Here is a 20732-nt window from a genome sequence, read left to right as displayed (position 1 = left end):
ACGCGAGAAGGGAACACATGCTCAACGTAGACCGCGCGATCCTGCACGTCTTTGACTTTGACTCCGGCTCCACGTACTTCTCGGAGCGTCCGCTCGACCTGGACGTGCGGTCCACGAAGTCCTTCGTCCAGCGCCACCTGCGCAAGATCTCGTCCAACGCGGAGAGCCGCCACGGCGAGTTTGCCCCGGACTCCGGCTTTGCCGTCGAGCTCCAGCACTACCTGGCGGGGGAGCGCGAGTTCGTGGAGTTTAGCGTGGAGATCGCCCAGTGGTTCTGGGAGGAGCTGCGTCGCGCGGAGGACCTCGAGCAGTGCGACCTTCTCGTCGCGGACTTCACCGACACCGACGCCGCGTCCGGCGAGGACGTGGAGTTCGAGGGCGACGCCGGCAAGCGCTACTTTGCGATCGAGCTGCTGCCGCGCCGCCAGGCCTTTGTCCACGAGGTCGAGGGCGACGCCAACGGCATCTCGCGCGTGGACGCCACGCTGCCCAACCCCTCGCAGAAGGTGGCGAGCTACGTGCTGGTGGACGCGGCAACGGGCGCGATCGACTTCCACGACAAGGAGCGCAGCGTGGGCGGCACCGCGACGATGGTGATCCCGGAGCGCTTCTTGCAGTGCACGAGCGAGGCCTCGAGCCACGAGGTGATCGACGAGGTCAGCGTCATCGTGCGCGACGTGGCGGAGGAGTTTGGCCTGGAGCCCGCGGTGGAAGTGGGCCGCGCCAAGGCCTGCGTGGCGCGCGCGGCCGACGTGGAGGAGTCCTTCAGTCCCGCGGAGGTGGGCCGGACCGTGTTTGCCGAGCGCCCGGACGTGGCCGAGCGCTTCGAGGCGCGCGTGGCCGAGGCGCGGCTGCCCGAGGAGACGCCGGTGCGCCGCGGCGTGGCCAACCGCCTGACGAAGAGCCACAAGATCCGCACGGACACGGGGGTCGAGATCACCTTCCCGTCCGAGCTGGCGGAGCGCCCGGGCTACCTGGACTTCTCGACCGACGCCGAGGGCAGGATCACCATCACGGTGGGCAACGTCGCGCGGATCGAGAACCGGTAGGGGGTGCCGCGCATCGCGCCGCGAGCGTCTCGCTCCGCGCCGGGGCCCGCGAAAAAACCTGCCCGTCCGCCATTTGGCCCCATGTTCATATCGTGGCCGCGGGCGTTTGCCGCTAGAATGTTGTGACGCGTCTTCTGCACCCCATACGTACCCAAGGAGACCACATGCCACGAGACCACGCCTCTCTCAGCGGAGCCGGCATCTCGCCGCGCACCGTCACGCGCCGCGACGCGCTGAGGCTTCTCATAGGCGCGGGCGCCTGCTCCGCGCTCTTCCCCGCGCTCGCGAGCGCCGCCCCCTCCACCCAGGAGAGGCTCGACGCAGCCCAGATGAGCTACGAGCAGGCCCAGGCCGAGCTCGAGGCCCTGGGCGAGGAGGTCGCCGAGGCGGCCGGCCAGCTCTCCCAGACCCAGGCCCAGGTGGGCGACCTCACCCAGCAGGTCAACCAGAAGCAGTCCGAGATCGAGGACAAGCAGGACCAGATCGAGGACAAGCAGGACCAGATCGACCAGAAGCAGTCCGAGATCGAGGACAAGCAGGACCAGATCGAGCAGCGCCAGGAGCAGCTGGGCGAGCGCATGAGCTCCTCGTACAAGGCCGGTCCCACCTCCACGCTCGACCTTTTGCTCTCCTCGGCCACCTTCGAGGAGCTCACCAGCAACATCTACTACCTCGACAAGGTCAGCGAGGCAGACCGCGAGATGATCGACACGGTCAAGACCCTCAAGGCCGAGCTCGAGCAGGACAAGGCCGAGCTCGAGCAGGACAAGGCCGAGCTCGAGCAGCAGAAGTCCGAGCTCGAGACCGAGAAGGCCGCGCTCGAGGAGCAGAAGGCCGAGCTCGAGGAGCTCGAGGCGCAGCAGGCCGCCGAGCTCGAGGCCGTCCGCGCCAAGCAGGCCGAGTCCGAGCAGCTCGTCGCCAACCTCTCCGACGAGGTCAAGGAGCTCATGGCCCAGCGCGACGCCGAGCTCCTCGCCGCTCAGCAGGCCGCCGAGGAGGCACGCCGGCAGCAGGAGCTCGCCCAGCAGCAGGGCGGCAGCTCAGGCGGCGGCAGCTCGAGCGGCGGTGGCGGCAGCACCGTCATCACGGGCTCCGGCCCCGCGGCCGCCGTGGTCAACGCCACCTACTCCACGCCCTCGCCGGGCTCGGGCCTGTGCGCGGCGTGGGTCTCCAACGTCTTCCGCAACGCCGGCATCGGCTCGTTCTACGGCAACGCCGACGACATGTACTACAGCTGGTGCGGCTACTCCACGTCGCAGATCCAGCCGGGCATGATCATCGCCGTCAACACCGCGCCGTACAGCGCCGCCGCCGTCATCTACGGTCACGTGGGCATCTACGTGGGCAACGGCACGGTCCGCCACAACAGGAGCGGCGTGGTCCGAAGCGACTCGCTCTCCAGCTGGATCAGCATGTACAGCGTGACTGCCACGGTGCGCTGCGGCTGGCTCGGGGGCATCGCGCTCTCGTAGCGGCGGGGCGGCTCATTGCACTGACAGGACGGCGGTCGAGGTTCTTCTCGGCCGCCGTGCTTTTCTTGCCCGGACCGCACCGTCCCGCCTCTCAACTTTGGATTTAGGGCGCTCACCAGCACATTTGCGGGCAGACCCCTACCCTAAAATGAGCAGTTGCGACTTGGAAACAAAACGGAAATGTGAGGGACGCGATGGCTCGCGGCAGCAACGGGAGAAGGCCGAGCGCTAAAGACCAGCAGAGGGCGGCGAGGGGGCTGCTCGTCGTCGCGGGGCTGTTGTGCCTCGCGCTGGTGGGAGGCGTCGGGGCGCTCTATGCGCTGATCTCCTCCGCCGCGTCCGCGCCGGCGCTGACGCCCGCCGAGGACGGCGTCGTCGAGATCCTCCAGGACGAGGAGGCCCCCGAAGAGCCCGCCGAGCCCGAGAAGCCCGCGGACGACCGCGCCGCCGACCTGGCCCTCGACCCCGAGAAGAAGACTGACTGGGCCTTTGACGGCACGGGCGAGAAGACCGTCTACCTCACCTTTGACGACGGCCCGTCCGATAACACCCCGCGCGTGCTCGAGGTGCTGGGGCGCTACGGCATCAACGCCACCTTCTTCGTGACCGGCCACGAGCCCGACAAGGCCCACTACATCAAGGACGCCTACGAGGCGGGCAACTCCATCGGCCTGCACTCGATGACGCACAACTACGACGAGATCTATGTCTCCGAGGAGGCGTTCTTCAAGGACCTCGAGGCCGTGGGCAACATGGTCAAGGAGCAGATTGGCTACGTGCCCTACCTCACGCGCTTCCCGGGCGGGGCGTCCAACACGATCTCGGCCAACTACTGCCCGGGCATCATGACCGCGCTCGTCGACGACGTTCAGGCGCGCGGCTACCAGTTCTACGACTGGAACGTGAGCTCCGGCGATGCCTCGGGCACCAACGTGCCCGTGGACACCCTCGTACAGGGCTCGTGCGTGGAGGGCTACACCAACGTCATGCTGCTCTTCCACGACTCCAACACCAAGGACACCACGCCCGACGCGCTGCCGCAGATCATCGAGTACTACCTCGAGCGCGGCTACAAGTTCGAGCCCATCACGCGCGAGGCCTTCGTCTGCCACCACGGCGTCAACAACTAGCGCGCCCCTCGTTCTTCTCGGCCGTCCCTGCGCCGCCGAGGGTATGTACACCGCCCCCTGAGGGTATGTACACCTCTCCGAGCCGCGGGTTCTTCTCGGCAGCTTATCTACCTGCGCGTTTGCAACCAACCCAAACCTGGCGGGTGTACATACCCTCAGGGGGCGGTGTACATACCCTCAGGGCAAGCCTACAGGGCGGCTTCGAGCCTGCGTTCTTCTCGTCACTGTCTTGTCAGCTGTAAAGGTTGCTGTCATACTGTCGCTTTGCCAAAGAGGGGAGCGGACATGCTGACAGACGAGCTGCGCGCCGAGGTGGCGCGCCTCAAGATCGAGCGCGACGCCGTGGTCCTGGCCCACTACTACGTGCCGCCCGAGGTCCAGGAGCTGGCGGACCACGTGGGGGACTCGTTTGCCCTGGCCCGGCTGGCGACGACGCTGCCCAACCGCACGCTGGTCTTTGCCGGCGTGCGCTTCATGGCCGAGAGCGCCAAGCTCCTCTCGCCGGACAAGACGGTCCGCATGCCTGACCCCGCGGCCGACTGCCCGATGGCGCACATGGTGCTCCGCGAGACCGTCGCGGCAGCCCGCGAGCGCTACGGCGACGACCTGGCCGTCGCGTGCTACGTCAACTCCACGGCCGAGGTGAAGTCGTGGTCGGACGTCTGCGTGACCTCCTCCAACGCCGTCAAGATCGTCCGCGCGCTGGGCGAGAAGAACGTGCTCTTTGTGCCGGACCGCCACCTCGGACGCTTTGTGGCGAGCCAGGTGCCCGAGAAAAACGTCATCCTGAACGACGGCTTCTGCCCCATCCACCAGGACATCTCCGCTGCCGAGGTCGCCGCGCTCAAGGCGGCCCATCCTGACGCCCCGGTCCTCGCGCACCCCGAGTGCGGGCCACAGGCGCTTGCGCTCGCGGACTTTGCGGGCTCCACCTCGCAGATCATCGACGCGGCCGAGGCGGGCAAGGCGTGCGACTACATCATCCTCACCGTCGACGGCGTCCGCGGCGAGCTGGAGCGCCGCTGCGCCGGCACCGGCAAGCGCTTCCACTTCCCGGCGACGCGCCCGGTCTGCCCGGACATGGCGCGCATTTCCGCGGAGCGCCTCGTCGCGTGCCTGCGCGAGGGCACCGGAGAGGTGGGCCTGCCGCCCGCCGAGGTCGCCGACGCCGCCCGCCGCGCGCTCTCCCGCATGCTCGAGCTGGGGGCGCGCTGATGGCCCCCGACCTGCACGTTGGGGACTGTCCCCAATTTACAGAAAAGTTTGATGCAACGACGGAGTGCGACGTCGTGATCGTGGGCTGCGGCGTGGCCGGGCTATACTGCGCGCTCAACCTGCCGCGGGCGCTCTCGGTGGTCCTTCTCTCCAAGGAGGCCGTTGGCAACTGCGACTCCATGCTCGCCCAGGGTGGCATCTGCGTCCTGCACGACGAGGACGACTACGAGGCGTTCTTCGAGGACACGCTGCGCGCGGGCCACTACGAGAACCGCCTGGAGAGCGTGGACCTCATGATCCGCACGAGCCGCCCGATCATCGACGACCTCATCAAGCGCGGCGTGCGCTTTGCCCGCCGCCCGGACGGCAGCCTCGACTACACGCGCGAGGGCGCCCACTCCCGGCCGCGCATCGTCTACCACGAGGACGTCACCGGCGAGGAGATCACCACGCACCTCCTGGCCTGCGTGCGCGCGCTGCCCAACGCGCGCATCCTCGAGAACACCTGCATGACCGACCTCATCGAGGACACGGACCGCGAGGGCCGGCGCGTCTGCCGCGGCGTGGTCGCGGTGGGCGAGAAGAACGAGCGCCTCGAGATCCGCGCCGACGCCACGGTCTTTGCCACCGGCGGCGTGGGCGGGCTCTACGAGCGCTCCACCAACTTCTCCTGCCTCACCGGTGACGGCTGCCGCGTGGCCGCCGAGCACGGGGTTCTTCTCGAGCACATGGACTACGTGCAGATTCACCCCACGACGCTCTGGACCGAGCGCCCCGGCCGTGCGTTTCTGATCTCCGAGTCCGCCCGCGGCGAGGGCGCGGTCCTGCTCAACGACGCCGGTGAGCGCTTCGTGGACGAGCTGCAGCCGCGCGACGTGGTCTCGGCGGCGATCCGCGCCGAGATGGAGCGAACGGGCGCCCGTCACGTGTGGCTCTCCTTTGCGCGCGTGCCGCGGGAGGAGATCGAGCGGCACTTCACGCACATCCTGGAGCACTGCCTCGAGGAGGGCTACGATATCCGTGAGGAGCCGATCCCGGTGGTGCCCGCCCAGCACTACTTCATGGGCGGGATCCACGTGAACTCGGACTCCGAGACCACGATGCCGCATCTGTTTGCCTGCGGGGAGACCTGCTGCAACGGGGTGCACGGGCGCAACCGGCTGGCGTCCAACAGCCTGCTGGAGTCGCTCGTCTTCGCGCGGCGGGCGGCCGACAAGATCATGCGCGACCGCTTTGCCGACGACACGGCGGCCCAGCTCGCCGCCGCCATGCGCGCGGGTTGACAATGACGTCAGGTTATATTGTCAACCCGCGACGGGTTGACAATATAACCTGACGTCATTGTCAACCTTGTCAACCAGAGAGGAGACACGATGACCGACCCGATGGTTCAGCTGCAGATGGACGAGCACATCCGCGCGGCGCTCAAGGAGGACATGCCCTTCGGTGACGTCTCCACCGCCGCCGTCATGCCCGACGCGCGTCCCGGCCGGGTGCACCTGATCGCCAAGGCGCGCGGCGTGATCGCGGGCCTCTCGGTCTTCTCGCGCGTCTTTGAGCTGCTGGACCCTGCGGCCCGCGTGATCGCGAGCGTGGTCGACGGCGAGCGCGTGGAGCCCGGAGAGCATCTCGCCACCGTCGAGGCCGACGTGCGCGCGCTGCTGGAGGGGGAGCGCACCGCCCTCAACTACCTGCAGCGCATGAGCGGGATCGCCACCTATACGGCGAGCGTCGCGGCGGGCCTCGCTGGCACGTCCACGCGCCTGGTGTGCACGCGTAAGACCACGCCGGGGATGCGTCTGTTCGAGCGCGAGGCCGTGCGCCTGGGCGGCGGCTCGATGCACCGCTTTGGCCTCTCCGACGGCGTGCTGCTCAAGGACAACCACATCGACGCCGCGGGCGGCGTGGCGCGTGCCATCGAGCGCGCCCGCGAGACGGCGCCCTTCGTCGACAAGGTCGAGGTCGAGTGCGAGACGCTCGACATGGTCCGCGAGGCCGTGGAGGCCGGGGCGGACATCATCATGCTCGACAACATGGACCACGACGCCATGGCGGCCGCCATTGCGCTGATCGACGGCCGCGCGCAGACCGAGGCCTCGGGCAACGTGGACGCCGCCAACGTCTCCGCCTACGCCGACCTGGGCGTGGACTTCGTCTCCTGCGGCGCCCTCACGCACTCCGCGCCGATCCTCGACCTCTCCCTCAAGCACCTGGAGGTGCTGGCGTGAGCGTAGGGTCCGGCGAGGCCCGGCGCGAGAGGATCCTCGCGGCGCTCGCCGGCGCCTCGGGGCCGCTTTCGGGCGGCGTCCTGGCCGAGAAGTGCGGCGTGAGCCGCCAGGTGGTCGTCCAGGACGTGGCGCTGCTGCGCGAGCGGGGTGAGAAGATCGTGTCGACCAACCGGGGCTACGTTCTTCTCGCCGGCGGGCCCGTGCGGCCGACGCGCCTGTTCAAGTGCCGGCACGCCGCCGACCAGACCGCAGACGAGCTCACGTGCATCGTCGACCTGGGCGGGTGCGTGGAGGACGTCTTCGTGAACCATCGCGTCTACGGGGTGGTCTCGTCCCGGCTGGGGATCTCGAGCCGTCGCGACGTGGAGCGCTTCATGTCCGAGCTCACCTCCGGGGTCTCCGCGCCGCTGCTCGAGGTCACGAGCGGCTATCACTTCCACCACGTGAGCGCCGCGAGCGAGGAGGTTCTCGACGAGGTCGGGCGCGCGCTCGCCGAGCGCGGGTACCTCGCCGAGCTCACCGACTACGAGGACGCGACCTTCGCGTAAGGCGTTCGGCGTCCCCGCGGTGCGCTTTTGGGTATACTCCCAACGTTATGAGAAGGGAGGCCCGCCGCATGGACGAAGAGAGCGTCATCAGCGACCTCGAGCCCTCGATTCCGCGCACGCCCGCCCAGGCGGTGCTTCGGATGGTTTCCATCTTGATGGGACTGCTCGGCGGCATCGTTCTTCTCGGCGGCGTGGCCGTGCTTGTGGGCAACGTCATGGGGCTCCTTCCCGGCGGCGACCTCTGGACCACGGTCACCTTTGGCGTGATGATCCTCGTGGCCGCGGGGCTTCTGCTGCTCACGGCGGCGCTCGGCATCGCGGCGTCCAACAACTCGGCGCGCGTGGAGCCCTACCGGTTCCTGTGCTACCTCGTGGGGCTGGCGGTGCTCGTGGCCATCGTGTGGGGCTGGGGCGTGGGTTCGTTCATCCTGTTCAACCCCATCGTGCTCGCCACCACGATCGTCTACGTGCTCATCTGCTCGCGCTTGGCCGACAAGGTCAAGGAGGAGCACGACGAGGGCGTGCGCGGGGAGACCTTCCTGCGCTCGCGCCACCAGCGCATGCTGCACCTGCTCTCAGAGATCATCATCCTCAAGGGCGTGGTCACCATCGTGGCCGTGCTCGTGCTCGGCGCCGCGCTCGTGGTCTACGGCGAAGGGGAGCGCGCCGTCATCTCGGGCGTGCCCATCACGGTGAGCGGCATGCTCTACGCGATTCTGGTCGTGGGAGGGCTGTCGTCCGGCGTCAACGCGCTCGCGGGCGCCCTCGGCATCCGCGGCTCCAACCGGCCGCAGAAGATCGTGCCGTTTTTGGTGGTGGCGGCGCTGTCGTGCGCCTTCGACCTCGTGCAGGTCGTGGGGATGTTCCTGGAGCGCGGTCTTCTCGGCGTCACCTTCGACGTGGTCTTTGACCTGCTGTTCATGGGCGTGTGCCTCTACCTGGCGGTGCGGATCATGCGCCAGCCCACGCCTGAGGAGCTTGCGGCCGCTGCGGGCGTCGCGCTCGTGTCCGGCCCGGACGAGTGATGTGCTCAAAGGGGACGTGTTTTTTCGTGCACATAACCTGTCCCAAAACGTCTGCACGAAATAACACGTCCCCTTTTGACAGAAAGGAAACGATATGACCAACGGAACCATGCTCCAGGGCTTCTCCTGGTACCTGCCCGCGGACGGCTCGCACTGGCGCCGCATCGCCGAGCAGGCCGCCGACTTTGCCTACCAGGGCATCACCGCCGTGTGGCTGCCGCCCGCCTACAAGGCCGAGAAGGGCCGCGAGGACGTGGGCTACGGCGTCTACGACACCTACGACCTCGGCGAGTTCGACCAGAAGGGCACCGTGGGCACCAAGTACGGCACCCGCGCCGAGTACGAGGCCGCCATCGTCGCGCTGCGGGGAAGCGGCATCCAGGCCCTCGCGGACATCGTGCTCAACCAGCGCCTCGGCGCGGACGGCTGCGAGGACGTCGTCGCGCGCGAGGTCAACGCCTCCAACCGCGACCAGGTCACGGGCGCCCCGCAGACCATCTCTGCCTGGACGCGCTTCACCTTCCCCGGTCGCAAGGGCGCCTACTCGGACTTCACCTGGGACTGGACGTGCTTCCACGGCGTGGACTGGGACGACAAGGCCAAGCGCAAGGCCATCTTCCTGTTTGACGGCAAGCACTGGGACGGCGCCGTGGACCGCTCCGAGAACGCCAACTACGACTACCTCATGGGCGCCGACGTGGACGTCAACGACCCGCGCGTCTTTGACGAGCTCGTGCGCTGGGGGTGCTGGTACGTGGACGCATGCAAGCTGGACGGCTTTCGCCTGGACGCGCTCAAGCACATCGATCGCGGCTTCTATCTGCGCTGGCTCGACGCCGTGCGCAAGCACGCCGGCCGCGAGCTCTTTTGCGTGGGCGAGTACTGGGGCCGCACCGTGGGCGAGCTCCAGGCCTACCTGGGCGCCGAGAAGGCCCTCTCGCTCTTTGACGTGCCCCTGCACTACAACCTCTACCGCGCGAGCTGTTCCAACGGCAACGAGGACCTCTCCGAGCTCTTCTCGGGCACGCTCGTGGAGGCCGATCCGGTGCACGCCGTGACCTTTGCCGAGAACCACGACACGCAGCCGGGCCAGGCGCTGCAGTCCTTTGTCCAGACTTGGTTCAAGCCCTCCGCCTACGCGCTCATCCTGCTGCGCGAGGCCGGCTACCCCTGCGTCTTCTATGGCGACCTCTACGGCATGCCCAACGACGGCAACATCCCCGCCGTCCGCGAGCTGCCGCTGCTGATGGAGATCCGCCGCCGCTTTGCCTACGGCCCGCAGCACGACTTCCTGGACGCGCCGGACGTGATCGGCTGGACGCGCGAGGGCGACGACGAGCACGAGGGCTCCGGCGTGGCCGCGGTCCTCACCGACCGCGACGGCGGCGAGAAGCGCATGTTCGTGGGCGAGCGGCATGCGGGCGAGCGCTGGTCGTGCGTCGTGGGCGAGCAGGACGACGTCGAGGTGGGCGCCGACGGCTGGGCCACCTTCCGTACGCTCGGCGGGCGCCTCGCGGTCTACCTGCCGGAGAAGACCGCCGACGCGCTGGAGAACGACCGTCAGCTGCACCGCATCGCCCGCGACATCGCGGAGGACACCGAGGAGATGCGCGCGTAGCGCGCCCGGCGCTTCTCGTTGAACCGTCCGGAACCCGCGCCCTCTCGAGGGACGTGCGGCATCCGGACGGTTTTGGTGCCCGGACTGACCGGACGCCGCATCTTTCTGAGAAACGTGCGGCTCCCGGACGCCCTGAGATTCAGAACCGTCCGGGAGCCGCACTATGTGATTTGGGGGCTGTCCCCAACTTACAGGTCGAGCTCCATCAGGCGTGCGATGGCCACGATGTAGATCTTGAGCGCCTGGCGCAGGCTCTTCTCGGAGATGGCCTCGTCGGGGCCGTGCTCGGTGCCGGCCCAGGCGGGGCGCTCCTCGTCGGGGTCGTTGGGACCAAAGGCGCAGGCGCGCGCGAAGTGGCGTGCGTAGGTGCCGCCGCCGATGGTGAAGGCCTCCGCCCTCTTGCCGGTGTACTCGCCGTAGGTGGCGAGAAGCGCCTGGATCTCCGGGCTGTCAGGGCTCACGTAGAACGGCGCGTCGCCGGAGGTCTGCTCGTAGGAGCAGCCGTGCTCGGCGGCGAGCTCGGAGAGGCGCGCGGTGATGGCCTCGCCGGTCGTGGTGGTGGGGTAGCGCGAGTCCACGGTCTGGACGAAGCGGCCGTCGACGGTGCGGACGGTGCCGGCGACGCAGGTGAGCTCGCCGAACTTGTCGTCCGCGGCGGCGATGCCGGAGGCGCGGCCGTAGGCGTCCTCGGTGAGGGTGACGAGCAGCTCGAGGAAGCCGCGCTCTCCCTCGCCCGCGAGGCCCTGCGCCAGCAGGTAGCGCGCGAGCACGCCGATGGCGTTGACGGTGCCGGCGGGCATCGAGGCGTGGCCGCCGATGCCGGTGGCGATCACGCGCGCGAGGCCCTCTCCGGCCGGTTCCACCTCGACGCGCTCGGCCGCGGGCAGCGTCGCCGCGTCGGCGCGGACGACGGCCGTGGCCTGGCCGCAGATGGCGTTGGGCACGGTGCCGCCGTCGAGCTCAACGATCTTCTCGCCCGCGACCTGGCCGGAGGTGAAGCGGCCCTGGTAGAGGCCCTTCTCGCCGCAGATCAGCGGGAAGTCGGCGTCGGGGGAGAAGCAGAAGAGCGGCTCGGGGTAGCGCTCGAGGTAGTACGGCACGTCGCCCATGCCGGTCTCCTCGTTGTTGCCGATGATGCAGCGCAGCGTGTAGGGGAGGGTCTCCCCGGCGGCGACGCGGCGCGCGAAGAAGTTGGCCGCGTAGAGCGAGAGCACGAAGGGGCCCTTGTCGTCCTGGACGCCGCGGCCGACGAGCCAGCCGTCCTTGCGCGTGACCTCGAGGGCGGGCATGGTCCAGCCCAGGCCCAGCGGCACGATGTCGGTGTGGGCGATGGTAGCGAGGTAGCGCTGCGCTCCGGAGGCGCCGGGGACGTCGGCAAAGCCGAGGTAGCCGTCGACGTCGGTGACCTCGAGGCCCAGGCGCTCGGCCATCTGCTCGGCCTCGACGAGGGCGGCGTTGGAGGCGGGGCCCCAGGGCTTGCCGGGCTCTGCCGCGGAGAGGTCCTCCACGGACTCGTGGCGCACCAGGCGCGCGATGTCGGCGACGACGTCCTCCCAGACCTCGTCGACGTAGGCGTCCACCTGCTGCTTGAACTGCTCGTCTACCATGTGCCCTCCCTGGGTCGGGCGCCGCTGGCGCCGGGTTTTCTCGCCGTCCATCTTAGCGCGCCGGCGCCCTTCGTGCGGGATTCGACCCGTCTTGGCGGACGGCGTTAAAAATAACGGGCACGGAGCCCGGGCGCAAAAAGCGTCAACTGCGGAAACGTGATGGGACGGGCGTCCCGGCGCCCATTCGTGCCCGTTATTTTTTAGCGCCTCCGGGAAGGCCCGGCGTGGAGGGCGAGAAGGACGCGCGGCCCGGAGCCGGGGCCGTCGCAGAAAAGGCGCCGCCCCGCGTGGGGACGGCGCCGGGATCGACGCGATGTCGCGACCTGCGCCTACGCGCTTGCGGCCGCAAGCGCGCGACGGCCGAGCTCCACGCAGCCCAGCACGCCCTGGTTGTCGCTCAGGCTCGGGGCCGCGATGTAGGAGTCGATGTCCTCGAGCTCCGGCGCGGTGATGTAGCCGCCGAGGTAGCGGAGGGTCTTCTCGCGCACGAGCGGGTAGAGCTGCTCCTGGTGCATGACGCCGCCTCCGAGGATGATGCGGCGCGGCGAGTAGCAGAGCACCAGGTTGTAGCACATCTGCGCGAGGTAGCTCGCCTCGAGCTCCCAGACCTCGGGCCGGTCGGCCAGCTCGAAGCCCTTGGCGCCCCAGCGGCGCTCGATCGAGGGGCCGGCGGCCAGGCCCTCGAGACAGGAGTCGTGGCTCGGGCAGACGCAGGGGCCCTCGTCGCCGGGCACGCGATTGAGCAGCATGTGGCCCGCCTCGGGGTGGAGCATGCCGTGGAGCAGCTGCCCGCCGCACATGACGCCGGCGCCCACGCCGGTGCCGATGGTCACGTAGATCAGGTCCGCGATGCCGCGCGAGTCGCCGAACGTGGCCTCGCCGAGGCACGCCACGTTGACGTCGGTGTCGTAGCCCACGGGCACGTCGAGCGCGTCGACGAAGGCGGCGCGCAGGCCATAGCCGCGCCAGGGGAGCTTGGGAGTCTCGAGGATGGTGCCAAAGTCGGGGCTTTTGGGGTCCACGCAGGTGGGGCCAAAGGCGCCGATGCCTAGGGCGTCCACGTTGCGCTCGACGAACCAGCTCGTGAGGGAGGGGATGGACTCCTCCGGCGTGGTGGTGGGGAAGGACTCCCGCTCGAGAATCTCGCCCTGCTCGGTGGCGACGGCGCAGACCATCTTGGTGCCGCCCGCCTCAAGTGCTCCGATGCGCATGCTCTCTCCTATCTCCGGATGTCGATGCAGACAATATACTCCCGTTGACGGGATGTGGCATCGGTCTCACATCGAGCGGGGCCGGCGGCTCGGCGACCGCGTCGCGGCCCGCAGGCTCGGCGAGCGCGTCGCGGGGCGCCGGCGCTACACCACGAACAGAAGCGCGGCGAGCGTGATGCACACGCTGCCGGCCAGCGTGAAGAGATGGAACACAAAGTGCAGGTACGGCACCTTCTTGATGGCGTAGAAGACCGCGCCCACGGTGTAGCTCAGGCCCCCGGCGAGAAGCAGCCAGAACGCAGGCGGCGCCAGCAGCTCCCAGAGGTCGCCGATGTGAAAGACCACGAGCCAGCCCATGAGCACGTAGACCGCGGCGGTGAGCCAGGCGGGCTGGCGCTCGCGCAGCAGGCACTCGGCGACGATGCCGACCACGGCCACGCCCCACACCGCGCAGCACAGCACAAGCCCGCCGCGGTCGGCCAGCGTGACCAGCGAGAAGGGCGCGTAGCTCCCGGCGATGAGCAGGTAGATGCCGCAGTGGTCGAGCACGCGGAAGACCGCCTTGGCCTTCTCGGGCGCGAGCGCGTGGTAGAGCGTGGAGAAGAGGTACTCGACGATCAGCGAGATGCCCATGAGCAGCGCCGCCGCGAGGCGCACGCCGCCGCCGTGGCTCACGGCCATCACGATCAGCAGCACGAGCGCCGCGATCGAGAGCAGCACGCCCACCCCGTGGCTCACGGAGTTGGCGATCTCCTCGCCGAGCGAGTAGAGCTTCTTGCGGATGGGTCCCTTGGGTTTACGGGTATTCTGAGGCGCCGGCGCGGCGTCGGCGAGCTGTCCTGCCATGAGCGCTCCCTAGGATCGGGCGGGCCGTCTCGGGGGGTATAATGACCCACGCTGTGACGTGAAGGCACCAAACAGCATACCCCTACCGTCTGTCAGGGAGGCATCCTTGAGAAAATCGACGTTCTTCGGAAACTTTGTCGCGTGGGTCGCGGCCGCCGCCGTCTGCATCGCGTTTCTCGCCTGGTACCACATGAGCGACGCGACCGCCGTCGCCTCCGCGATCGAGAGCTCCGCCCTCGTCCAGCTGGGCGTGGTGCTGGCCTCGCCGGTGCTGCTCTTTGCCATGGGCGTCGTCATCGGGCTCCTGCTGCTCTGGTTCAAGAAGATCCTCATGGGCCGCACGGCCAAGCGCGCCTGCCGGGCCGTGGGCATCGCGGGGCTGGCGCTGCTCGCCCTCGTGGCGGTGCCCGTCCTTGCGCCGAGCACGGAGGGCGCGTTTCTCGGCGTCAGCGTCGTGGTGGTGTACGTGACCATGGCGGCGCCGATCTTGATCATGATGCTCGGATTTCTCTACGCGTTGGGCTGCGCCGGGGTGGACGCGAGCAAGCGGGGCCCCTTCGCCAAGTACCTGCCCGATGACGAGCGCGCCGGTGCCGAGAAGGACGAGCGCGCCGAGCGCGCCGGTGCCGAGAAGGACGAGCGCGCCGAGCACGCCGATGCCGAGAAGGACGGGCGCGACGCGTAGCGCGTCGCCCGCGAGAGGAGAGACAGATGCTGCAGATGCCGTTCTCGAGGAAGGGCGTCCCCTACGCCATGAGCGCGAGGGCGTACTACCCCAACCTCGTCGTCGTGTCCGTGCTGCTCCTGGGCAGCGTCATCCTCAACTCCGTGGCGCAGGGCGCTGACGTCTCGGTCCAGCTGCAGGCTGCGGGCTCCTATGCGCTGCCGGTCACGCTCTACCTCTTCGCCGCCCTCATCGGGCTCATCTTCGTGCGCCGCTCCGGGCTGACGCTGCCCGCCGCCGCCCAGGCGATCTGCCGTGCGGCGAGCGCGCTCGTCCTCGTGACCCTGCTCGTGGCACTGGTGCCCTATCTGCTGCCGAGCCCGCCCGAGGGCATGACGCTGCCGGCGACGCTGTTCTGGGCCGTGCTGGGGCTTCCCGTCGTCGACCTTGCGCTCGGCTTCGTCTACGCGCTCGCCTGGGCGCCGATCACGGGCAGCGCCGAGGACGTCAACGCGCGCGAGGCCGCCGAGCGCCTCCGCGAGCGAGAGGCGCAGGAGCAGGAGGCCTCGCTCAAGGCGAGCTCCGAGGCGCGCGCCCGCCGCCGTGCCGAGCGCTCCCGCCGCGCGGAGGAGAAGCGCGCCGCCAAGGCCGAGAAGGGCCGGGGCGGAAAGGCCGAGAAGGGCCAGGGCAAGCAGGGCAAGAAGGGCTCAAGCAAGCATTAACCTCGCCCCGGGGCCTTCGTGCGGCTATCATTGGAGGGTTGCCCCTCATATCGCACACGAAAGGCCCCCCATGGAACTCGTCATCGTCTATCTGCTCGTGAACGTCCTCGCGGGCGCCGCCGCCTGCTTCTTCGGCAAGAAGCTCTTCTTCTGGATGCTCGGCGCGCTCGTCTTTCTCGGCGTCTTCAACGTCGCGCTCGGCGCCACGGAGGCCTCCCCGGTCTCGCTCGTGATCGCTGCGGTGCTCGGCGTCGTGGCCGCGCTGCTCTCCAAGTATGCCTACAAGGCCGCGGTCTTTCTCATGGGATTTGTCGCCGGCGCGGCGCTCGGCTTTGTCGTGACGATGCTGCTGCCCCAGGAGGCAGCGGACTTCCTCGCGCTGATCATGGTGGTCTCCGGCGTGCTGCTGGGCCTTGCCGGCGTGCGCTGGTCCGACGCGATCGTGCGCTGGGGTACGGCCTGGACCGGCGCGACCTTCGTGGTGCCCAACGTGCTCGCCGCCGCGCTGGCCTTTGGGCCGCTCGCCGAGCTCGCCGTCCCGGGCGACGCCATGGCGACCTTCGACGCGCTCTCCGGCTTCATCGGCGGCGATTTCGCCGCCGCCTACGGCACGCCGATCCTGGTGGGCACGATCGTGCTCGCCGTGGCGGGCGCCATCGTCCAGACCCGCGTCAGCGACTAGCCTGCCACGGGTCGCGGCGGGGGAGCGGCGCCTGGCGCTTGCGGATTCCCACCCGTCGCACAGCCCGCTCCCGAGACGCTCACAGAACCGTCCCTGTCGCACGGCTCGTTCCCGAGACGCTCACAAAACCCCGCCCATCCCACGGCGCCGGACGGCGTCGCCTCGGATGGGCGGGGTTTCTCAAACTCGGGGCGTTCTTCTCGCCAGACGCTACACGACGTTGACCTCGCGGATCTCGCCGCGGGTGCCCTCGTAGCGCGAGATGGAGTACTCGAACGGCGTGCCGTCGTCGAGAAAGCCCACCTGCGCGATCTCGAGCATGGGGACGCCGGGCTTGGTGTCCAGCCGCTCGGCCTCCTCCTCGGTCGCGGGCACGGCGCGCAGGATGCGGTGGAAGCTCGAGATCTTGAGCCCCAGGGTGTTCTGGATGTAGTCGTAGACCGAGAGGTAGAGCTGCGAGCGCTTGAGGCCCGGGATGAGGTCGAGCGGCATGTAGGTGTACTCGATGACCATGGGCTTGCCGTCGAGGCAGCGCGCGCGGCAATGGTAGTAGGCGAAGTCGTCCGGCTGGATGTTGAGGTGGCGCGCGATGTTGGCCGGCGGGTTCACGATCGAGAAGTCGTAGACCACCGAGCTCACCTTCTTGCCCTCGCCCTCGTGCTCCTTGGTGAAGCCCGCGGCGCGGTCGGAGTGCGAGAACGCGAAGGAGTCGTCGTCGAAGTCCGCCGCGGTGCCGTCGATGCGCTCGATGCCGGTCTGCTCGAAGAGCTCGGTGGTGTTCTTGACGTAGGTGCCCGAGCCGCGCCTGCTGGAGATGAGGCCCTTGTCGGTGAGAAGGTCGATGGCGCGCTTGATGGTGATCTTGCTCACGCCGTAGGCCTCGCAGAGCTCCACCACGGTGGGGAGCTTCGAGTTTGGCCGCAGGGCGCCCGCCTCGATGCTGCGCTGGATGTCCGCTGCGATGGCCTGGTACTTCAGCATGGCGACCTCCCTCGGTGCTCGGGACGCCACTCCTGCCGCCCGCGAACGGTAGATAATGAGCCGTCAACGGTTCTTCTCGCCAAATCATCGAAAAAAACTGTCGAACGTTCACCGCAGTGCGCTCACGAAATAGCCAATAAACCGCTGGTAGAAACGATTTGCTAGCGCTGTTGTACCTATTATGGCCCAAGCATCGCGCTTCTATACCTAGAAAATCCCCCTCCTTAGAAATAATTAGAGCGCTATAATCATGCTAACGAAGCGTGATAGCCGAACAGGCATCACGCGCGACTGGAAGACCGATTGAATGGAGGGCGTATGTCAGAGCTTACCCTGCCCAAGGGCTTCTTCTTCGGTGCGGCCATGTCCGGTCCGCAGACGGAGGGCGGATGGAACGTGGGCGGCAAGCTGGAGAACCTCTGGGACACCTGGTCCATGGAGGACATCAGCTCGTTCTACAACCAGGTGGGTTCCTACGTGGGCAACGACTTCATGCACCACTACAAGGAGGACCTCGAGATCCTCAAAGGCCTGGGCATGAACAACTACCGCACCTCGATCCAGTGGAGCCGCCTGCTCGACCAGGACGGCAACATCAACCCCGAGGGCGCGGCGTGGTACCACGAGCTGTTCGCCGCCTCCAAGGAGGCCGGGCTCGAGGTCTTTGTGAACCTCTACCACTTTGACCTCCCCACCTACCTCTTCCGCCGCGGCGGCTGGCTCAACCGCGAGGTCTGCGAGGCCTACGCCAACTACGCCTACAAGGCGTTCTGCGAGTTTGGCAAGGAGGTCCGCTGCTGGTTCACGTTCAACGAGCCGATTGTCGAGCCCGAGAACCGCTACTGGCACCCCGTGTGGTACCCGCAGCACCACAGCTTCCAGGAGGCCTGCACCGCCCAGTACAACATCTCGATCGCGCACGCGCTGGCCGTGTCCCGCTACCACCAGGCCGTGGCCGAGGGCCGCATGCTCCCGGACGCGCGCATCGGCATGATCTGCAACTTCAGCCCCTCCTACACCAAGGACGACCCCACGCCGGCCGACCTCGAGGCCCTGCGGATGAACGACGGCCTCACCAACCGCTGGTGGCTCGACCTCGTGACCAAGGGGGCGCTGCCCGAGGACGTCATCGAGACCCTGACCGGCGACCTCGGCATCGTCCTGCCCATCCGCCCCTATGACGACCAGGTCCTCGCCGACGGCGTCGTGGACTGGATCGGCTGCAACTACTACCAGCCGAGCCGCGTCCAGGCTCCCTCCAAGAGCCACGACGAGTGGGGCAACCCGCTCTTCGCCGAGCCCTACATCTGGCCCGAGCGCGTGATGAACGAGTCCCGCGGCTGGGAGATCTACCCCAAGGGCATCTATGACTTCGGCATGAAGTGCAAGAACGAGTACCCCGAGCTCGAGTGGTACGTCTCCGAGAACGGCATCGGCATCGAGCGCGAGTACCTCAACAAGGACCCGAAGACCCAGCAGGTCATCGACGACTACCGCGTGGACTTCGTCCGCCAGCACCTCGAGTGGATCGCCCGTGCGATCAACGACGGTGCCAAGTGCGTGGGCTACCACTACTGGGGCATGATCGACAACTGGTCCTGGGCCAACGCCTACAAGAACCGCTACGGCTTCGTCGAGGTCGACCTCATGGAGAACTACGAGCGCAGGCCCAAGAAGTCGGCCGCCTGGCTCACCGAGGTCGCGACGTCGCACGTCGTCAAGTAAGTCCTCCTTCTTGCGCGGGCGAGAAGGACGGTGAAGCCAGCCTCCGTCCTTCTCGCCGGCGTATCCCCGCCGGTACTGCCGGCATCCATCTCGTTGCAAGGGACGCGTTCTTCAGGGAGAGGGCACGTCTGAAGTAGGCACTATCCAAATGTAAGGAGTGAAAACAATGGCCAACGGTCAGAGCTTCCTTGACAAGTTCTCGGAGGTTTCCGCAAGGATCGGCAACCAGGTGCACCTCCGCTCGCTGCGCGACGGCTTTGCCACCATCATGCCGGTCTTCATCCTCGCCGGTCTTGCGGCACTGTTCAATAACGTCCTCTTCACGTTCCTGTGGAGCGTCAACCCCGCGAGCCCGGGCATCTTCCCCAACGCCGACATCCTGGCGACCGCCCAGTACTGGGGCGCCGCGCTCTCCCAGGGCGCGCTCTCGATCTCCGCAATCCTGCTCTGCGGCATGGTCGGCTACAGCCTGGCCACCAACAAGCGCTTTGACAACCCGATCTCCTGCGTTGTCGTCTCGCTCGCCGTGTTCTTCATCATGATGCCGCAGACCGTGACGGCCAACCTCGCCGCCACCTCTCCGCTCGTCACCGATGAGGTCACCTCCGCTGCGGTCACCGGTGCCTTCATCACCAACTACACCGGCACCAACGGCATGTTCACGGCCATCATCATCGGCCTGGTCGCGCCCACGCTCTTCATCAAGGTGTCCGGCGTCGACAAGCTGCGCATCAAGATGCCCGAGGGCGTGCCCCCCGCGGTCGAGAAGTCCTTCAACGTCCTGATCCCGATGCTGCTCACCCTGGGCGCCTTCGGCCTGCTCGCGATGATTCTCTTCGCCGGCTTCCAGACCGACATCACCGCCCTCGTCAACACCTGGATCCAGACCCCGCTGCGCGCTCTCACCACCAACCCGATCGGCCTCGTCGTGATCTACTCGCTCGGCGTCTTCCTGTTCACCCTCGGCATCCACCAGTCCACGATCAACGGCGTGCTCGTCGAGCCCGTCCTCACGATCGTCCTCACCGAGGCCATGGAGCTCTACTCCACCGGCGGCATGGACGCCGTCCTCGCTCGCCCGGACGTGTGGCTGAACATGAACGTCATCAACGTCTACGCCCTCATGGGTGGCTCCGGCTGCACGCTGGCCCTGCTGATCGCCACCTTCATCTGGGGCAAGTGGAAGCCCTCCAGGGAGATCGCCAAGCTCGGCATCCTGCCCGCGATCTTCAACATCAACGAGCCGGTCATCTACGGCTACCCGATCGTCTTCAACATCCCGCTGATGGTGCCGTTCGTCCTCAACACCATCCTCGGCATCCTGCTGTCCTACGGTGCCACCGTCATGGGCCTCGTGAACCCCACCTGCATCCAGGTGCCGTGGACCACGCCCATCATCGCCTCGGGCCTGCTCTCCACCGGCATGGACTGGCGCGCCGCCGTCCTGCAGGTCATCCTGCTCGCCATCTTCGTGGTCGTCTACCTGCCCTTCATGAAGGCCTCCGAGGCCGCGCAGCGCAAGCAGTTCGAGATGGCCTCCGAGTAGCCGGGACCGTTCGCGCACTCCCCGGGGCCGCAGGCGAACTCACATCTCCCTGCGCCTGCGGCCCAATCGAGGCTTGAACTAGACTGTTCGTTGGTAACTGCACGTCACGCCCGAAAGGGCCAGATGGGGCGAGAGCCCCGCATGGAAAGGAGCGTCCCATGAAGATCATGCTCTGCTGCAACGCCGGTATGTCGACGAGCCTGCTCGTGCAGAAGATGCAGAAGGAGGCGGCGTCGCGCGGTCAGGACGTGACCATCGAGGCCCGTCCCATGAACGAGGCCATGGATCACCTCAACGAGGCTGACATCCTCCTGCTCGGCCCCCAGATCGGCTACGCCAAGGGCGACTTCGAGAAGGCCGTCGATGGCCGCATTCCCGTCGCCGTCATCCCGATGGTCGACTACGGCCGCATGAACGCCGCCAAGATCCTTGACGACGTCGCCGCGCTTCTCGGCTAGTTCCT

The 20732-nt window shown here is 67.8% G+C and carries 19 protein-coding genes; 15 read left to right on the top strand and 4 right to left on the bottom strand.

The genetic code is table 11. The annotated features are described in order from the left end of the window. Window positions 1-17: 17 nt before the first annotated feature. The 9 genes from B5F85_RS01060 to B5F85_RS01020 all read left to right on the top strand — a co-directional run bounded on the left by B5F85_RS01060 (window position 18) and on the right by B5F85_RS01020 (window position 10285). Entirely contained in the window at window positions 18-1049 is a 1032-nt protein-coding gene (locus B5F85_RS01060) for a nucleoid-associated protein (RefSeq protein ID WP_087313546.1), read from the top strand. Between the two features lie 164 nt (window positions 1050-1213). Then, on the top strand, window positions 1214-2521 hold the full coding sequence (locus tag B5F85_RS01055; RefSeq protein ID WP_087313544.1) for a CHAP domain-containing protein: 1308 nt from the start codon (window positions 1214-1216) through the stop codon (window positions 2519-2521). Window positions 2522-2715: 194 nt separating this feature from the next. After that, a complete protein-coding gene (locus B5F85_RS01050; RefSeq protein ID WP_087313542.1) occupies window positions 2716-3651 on the top strand; it encodes a polysaccharide deacetylase family protein in 936 nt (311 codons plus the stop codon). Between the two features lie 285 nt (window positions 3652-3936). Then, window positions 3937-4866: a quinolinate synthase NadA gene (gene nadA, locus B5F85_RS01045; protein ID WP_087313540.1), complete on the top strand. Its 930-nt coding sequence runs from the start codon at window positions 3937-3939 to the stop codon at window positions 4864-4866. Beyond that, a complete protein-coding gene (locus B5F85_RS01040) occupies window positions 4866-6149 on the top strand; it encodes an L-aspartate oxidase (RefSeq protein ID WP_087313538.1) in 1284 nt (427 codons plus the stop codon). Before nadA ends, B5F85_RS01040 begins: the two co-directional genes overlap by 1 nt. Window positions 6150-6239: 90 nt before the next feature. Continuing rightward, window positions 6240-7094, top strand: a complete 855-nt coding sequence (gene nadC / locus B5F85_RS01035) for a carboxylating nicotinate-nucleotide diphosphorylase (RefSeq protein ID WP_087313536.1) — start codon at window positions 6240-6242, stop codon at window positions 7092-7094. Next, window positions 7091-7642 carry a transcription repressor NadR gene (locus tag B5F85_RS01030; RefSeq protein WP_087313534.1) on the top strand — a complete coding sequence of 184 codons (552 nt, stop codon included), beginning with the start codon at window positions 7091-7093 and terminating at the stop codon, window positions 7640-7642. The genes nadC and B5F85_RS01030 overlap by 4 nt, the downstream gene beginning before the upstream one ends. Window positions 7643-7710: 68 nt before the next feature. Further along, window positions 7711-8667, top strand: a complete 957-nt coding sequence (locus B5F85_RS01025) for a hypothetical protein (RefSeq protein WP_087313532.1) — start codon at window positions 7711-7713, stop codon at window positions 8665-8667. A gap of 94 nt (window positions 8668-8761) precedes the next feature. Beyond that, the gene (locus B5F85_RS01020) at window positions 8762-10285 is read left to right on the top strand and encodes an alpha-amylase (RefSeq protein WP_087313530.1); all 1524 of its coding nucleotides are present in this window, start codon (window positions 8762-8764) and stop codon (window positions 10283-10285) included. Window positions 10286-10473: 188 nt separating this feature from the next. Here B5F85_RS01020 and B5F85_RS01015 read toward each other — a convergent pair whose 3' ends face one another. From B5F85_RS01015 to B5F85_RS01005, 3 genes are all read right to left on the bottom strand, one after another. Further along, a complete protein-coding gene (locus B5F85_RS01015) occupies window positions 10474-11892 on the bottom strand; it encodes a Sapep family Mn(2+)-dependent dipeptidase (protein WP_087313528.1) in 1419 nt (472 codons plus the stop codon). Window positions 11893-12221: 329 nt separating this feature from the next. Further along, complete coding sequence (locus B5F85_RS01010) at window positions 12222-13103, bottom strand: ROK family protein (protein ID WP_087313527.1); 882 nt, start codon at window positions 13101-13103, stop codon at window positions 12222-12224. A gap of 144 nt (window positions 13104-13247) precedes the next feature. Further along, window positions 13248-13949: a hemolysin III family protein gene (locus B5F85_RS01005; protein WP_087313524.1), complete on the bottom strand. Its 702-nt coding sequence runs from the start codon at window positions 13947-13949 to the stop codon at window positions 13248-13250. Window positions 13950-14055: 106 nt separating this feature from the next. Between B5F85_RS01005 and B5F85_RS01000 the strand changes: the two genes are divergently transcribed. From B5F85_RS01000 to B5F85_RS00990, 3 genes are all read left to right on the top strand, one after another. Beyond that, a complete protein-coding gene (locus B5F85_RS01000) occupies window positions 14056-14634 on the top strand; it encodes a hypothetical protein (RefSeq protein ID WP_087313522.1) in 579 nt (192 codons plus the stop codon). A gap of 26 nt (window positions 14635-14660) precedes the next feature. Then, window positions 14661-15335: a hypothetical protein gene (locus B5F85_RS00995; protein WP_087313520.1), complete on the top strand. Its 675-nt coding sequence runs from the start codon at window positions 14661-14663 to the stop codon at window positions 15333-15335. Window positions 15336-15405: 70 nt separating this feature from the next. Continuing rightward, the gene (locus B5F85_RS00990) at window positions 15406-16017 is read left to right on the top strand and encodes a hypothetical protein (RefSeq protein ID WP_087313518.1); all 612 of its coding nucleotides are present in this window, start codon (window positions 15406-15408) and stop codon (window positions 16015-16017) included. Between the two features lie 210 nt (window positions 16018-16227). Here B5F85_RS00990 and B5F85_RS00985 read toward each other — a convergent pair whose 3' ends face one another. Then, complete coding sequence (locus B5F85_RS00985; protein WP_087313516.1) at window positions 16228-16998, bottom strand: GntR family transcriptional regulator; 771 nt, start codon at window positions 16996-16998, stop codon at window positions 16228-16230. Between the two features lie 318 nt (window positions 16999-17316). Here B5F85_RS00985 and B5F85_RS00980 point away from each other — a divergent pair, with 318 nt between their 5' ends. The 3 genes from B5F85_RS00980 (at window position 17317) to B5F85_RS00970 (ending at window position 20727) form a co-directional block, all read left to right on the top strand. Continuing rightward, window positions 17317-18723: a glycoside hydrolase family 1 protein gene (locus B5F85_RS00980; protein ID WP_087313514.1), complete on the top strand. Its 1407-nt coding sequence runs from the start codon at window positions 17317-17319 to the stop codon at window positions 18721-18723. A gap of 166 nt (window positions 18724-18889) precedes the next feature. Then, a complete protein-coding gene (locus B5F85_RS00975; protein WP_087313512.1) occupies window positions 18890-20269 on the top strand; it encodes a PTS transporter subunit EIIC in 1380 nt (459 codons plus the stop codon). A gap of 158 nt (window positions 20270-20427) precedes the next feature. After that, window positions 20428-20727: a PTS sugar transporter subunit IIB gene (locus tag B5F85_RS00970; protein ID WP_087313511.1), complete on the top strand. Its 300-nt coding sequence runs from the start codon at window positions 20428-20430 to the stop codon at window positions 20725-20727. The last annotated feature ends 5 nt before the right edge of the window (window positions 20728-20732 follow it).

The sequence above is a fragment of the Olsenella sp. An293 genome, assembly GCF_002159495.1.
Classification (GTDB): Bacteria; Actinomycetota; Coriobacteriia; order Coriobacteriales; family Atopobiaceae; genus Thermophilibacter.
This window is presented reverse-complemented; position numbering and strand designations above follow the sequence as displayed.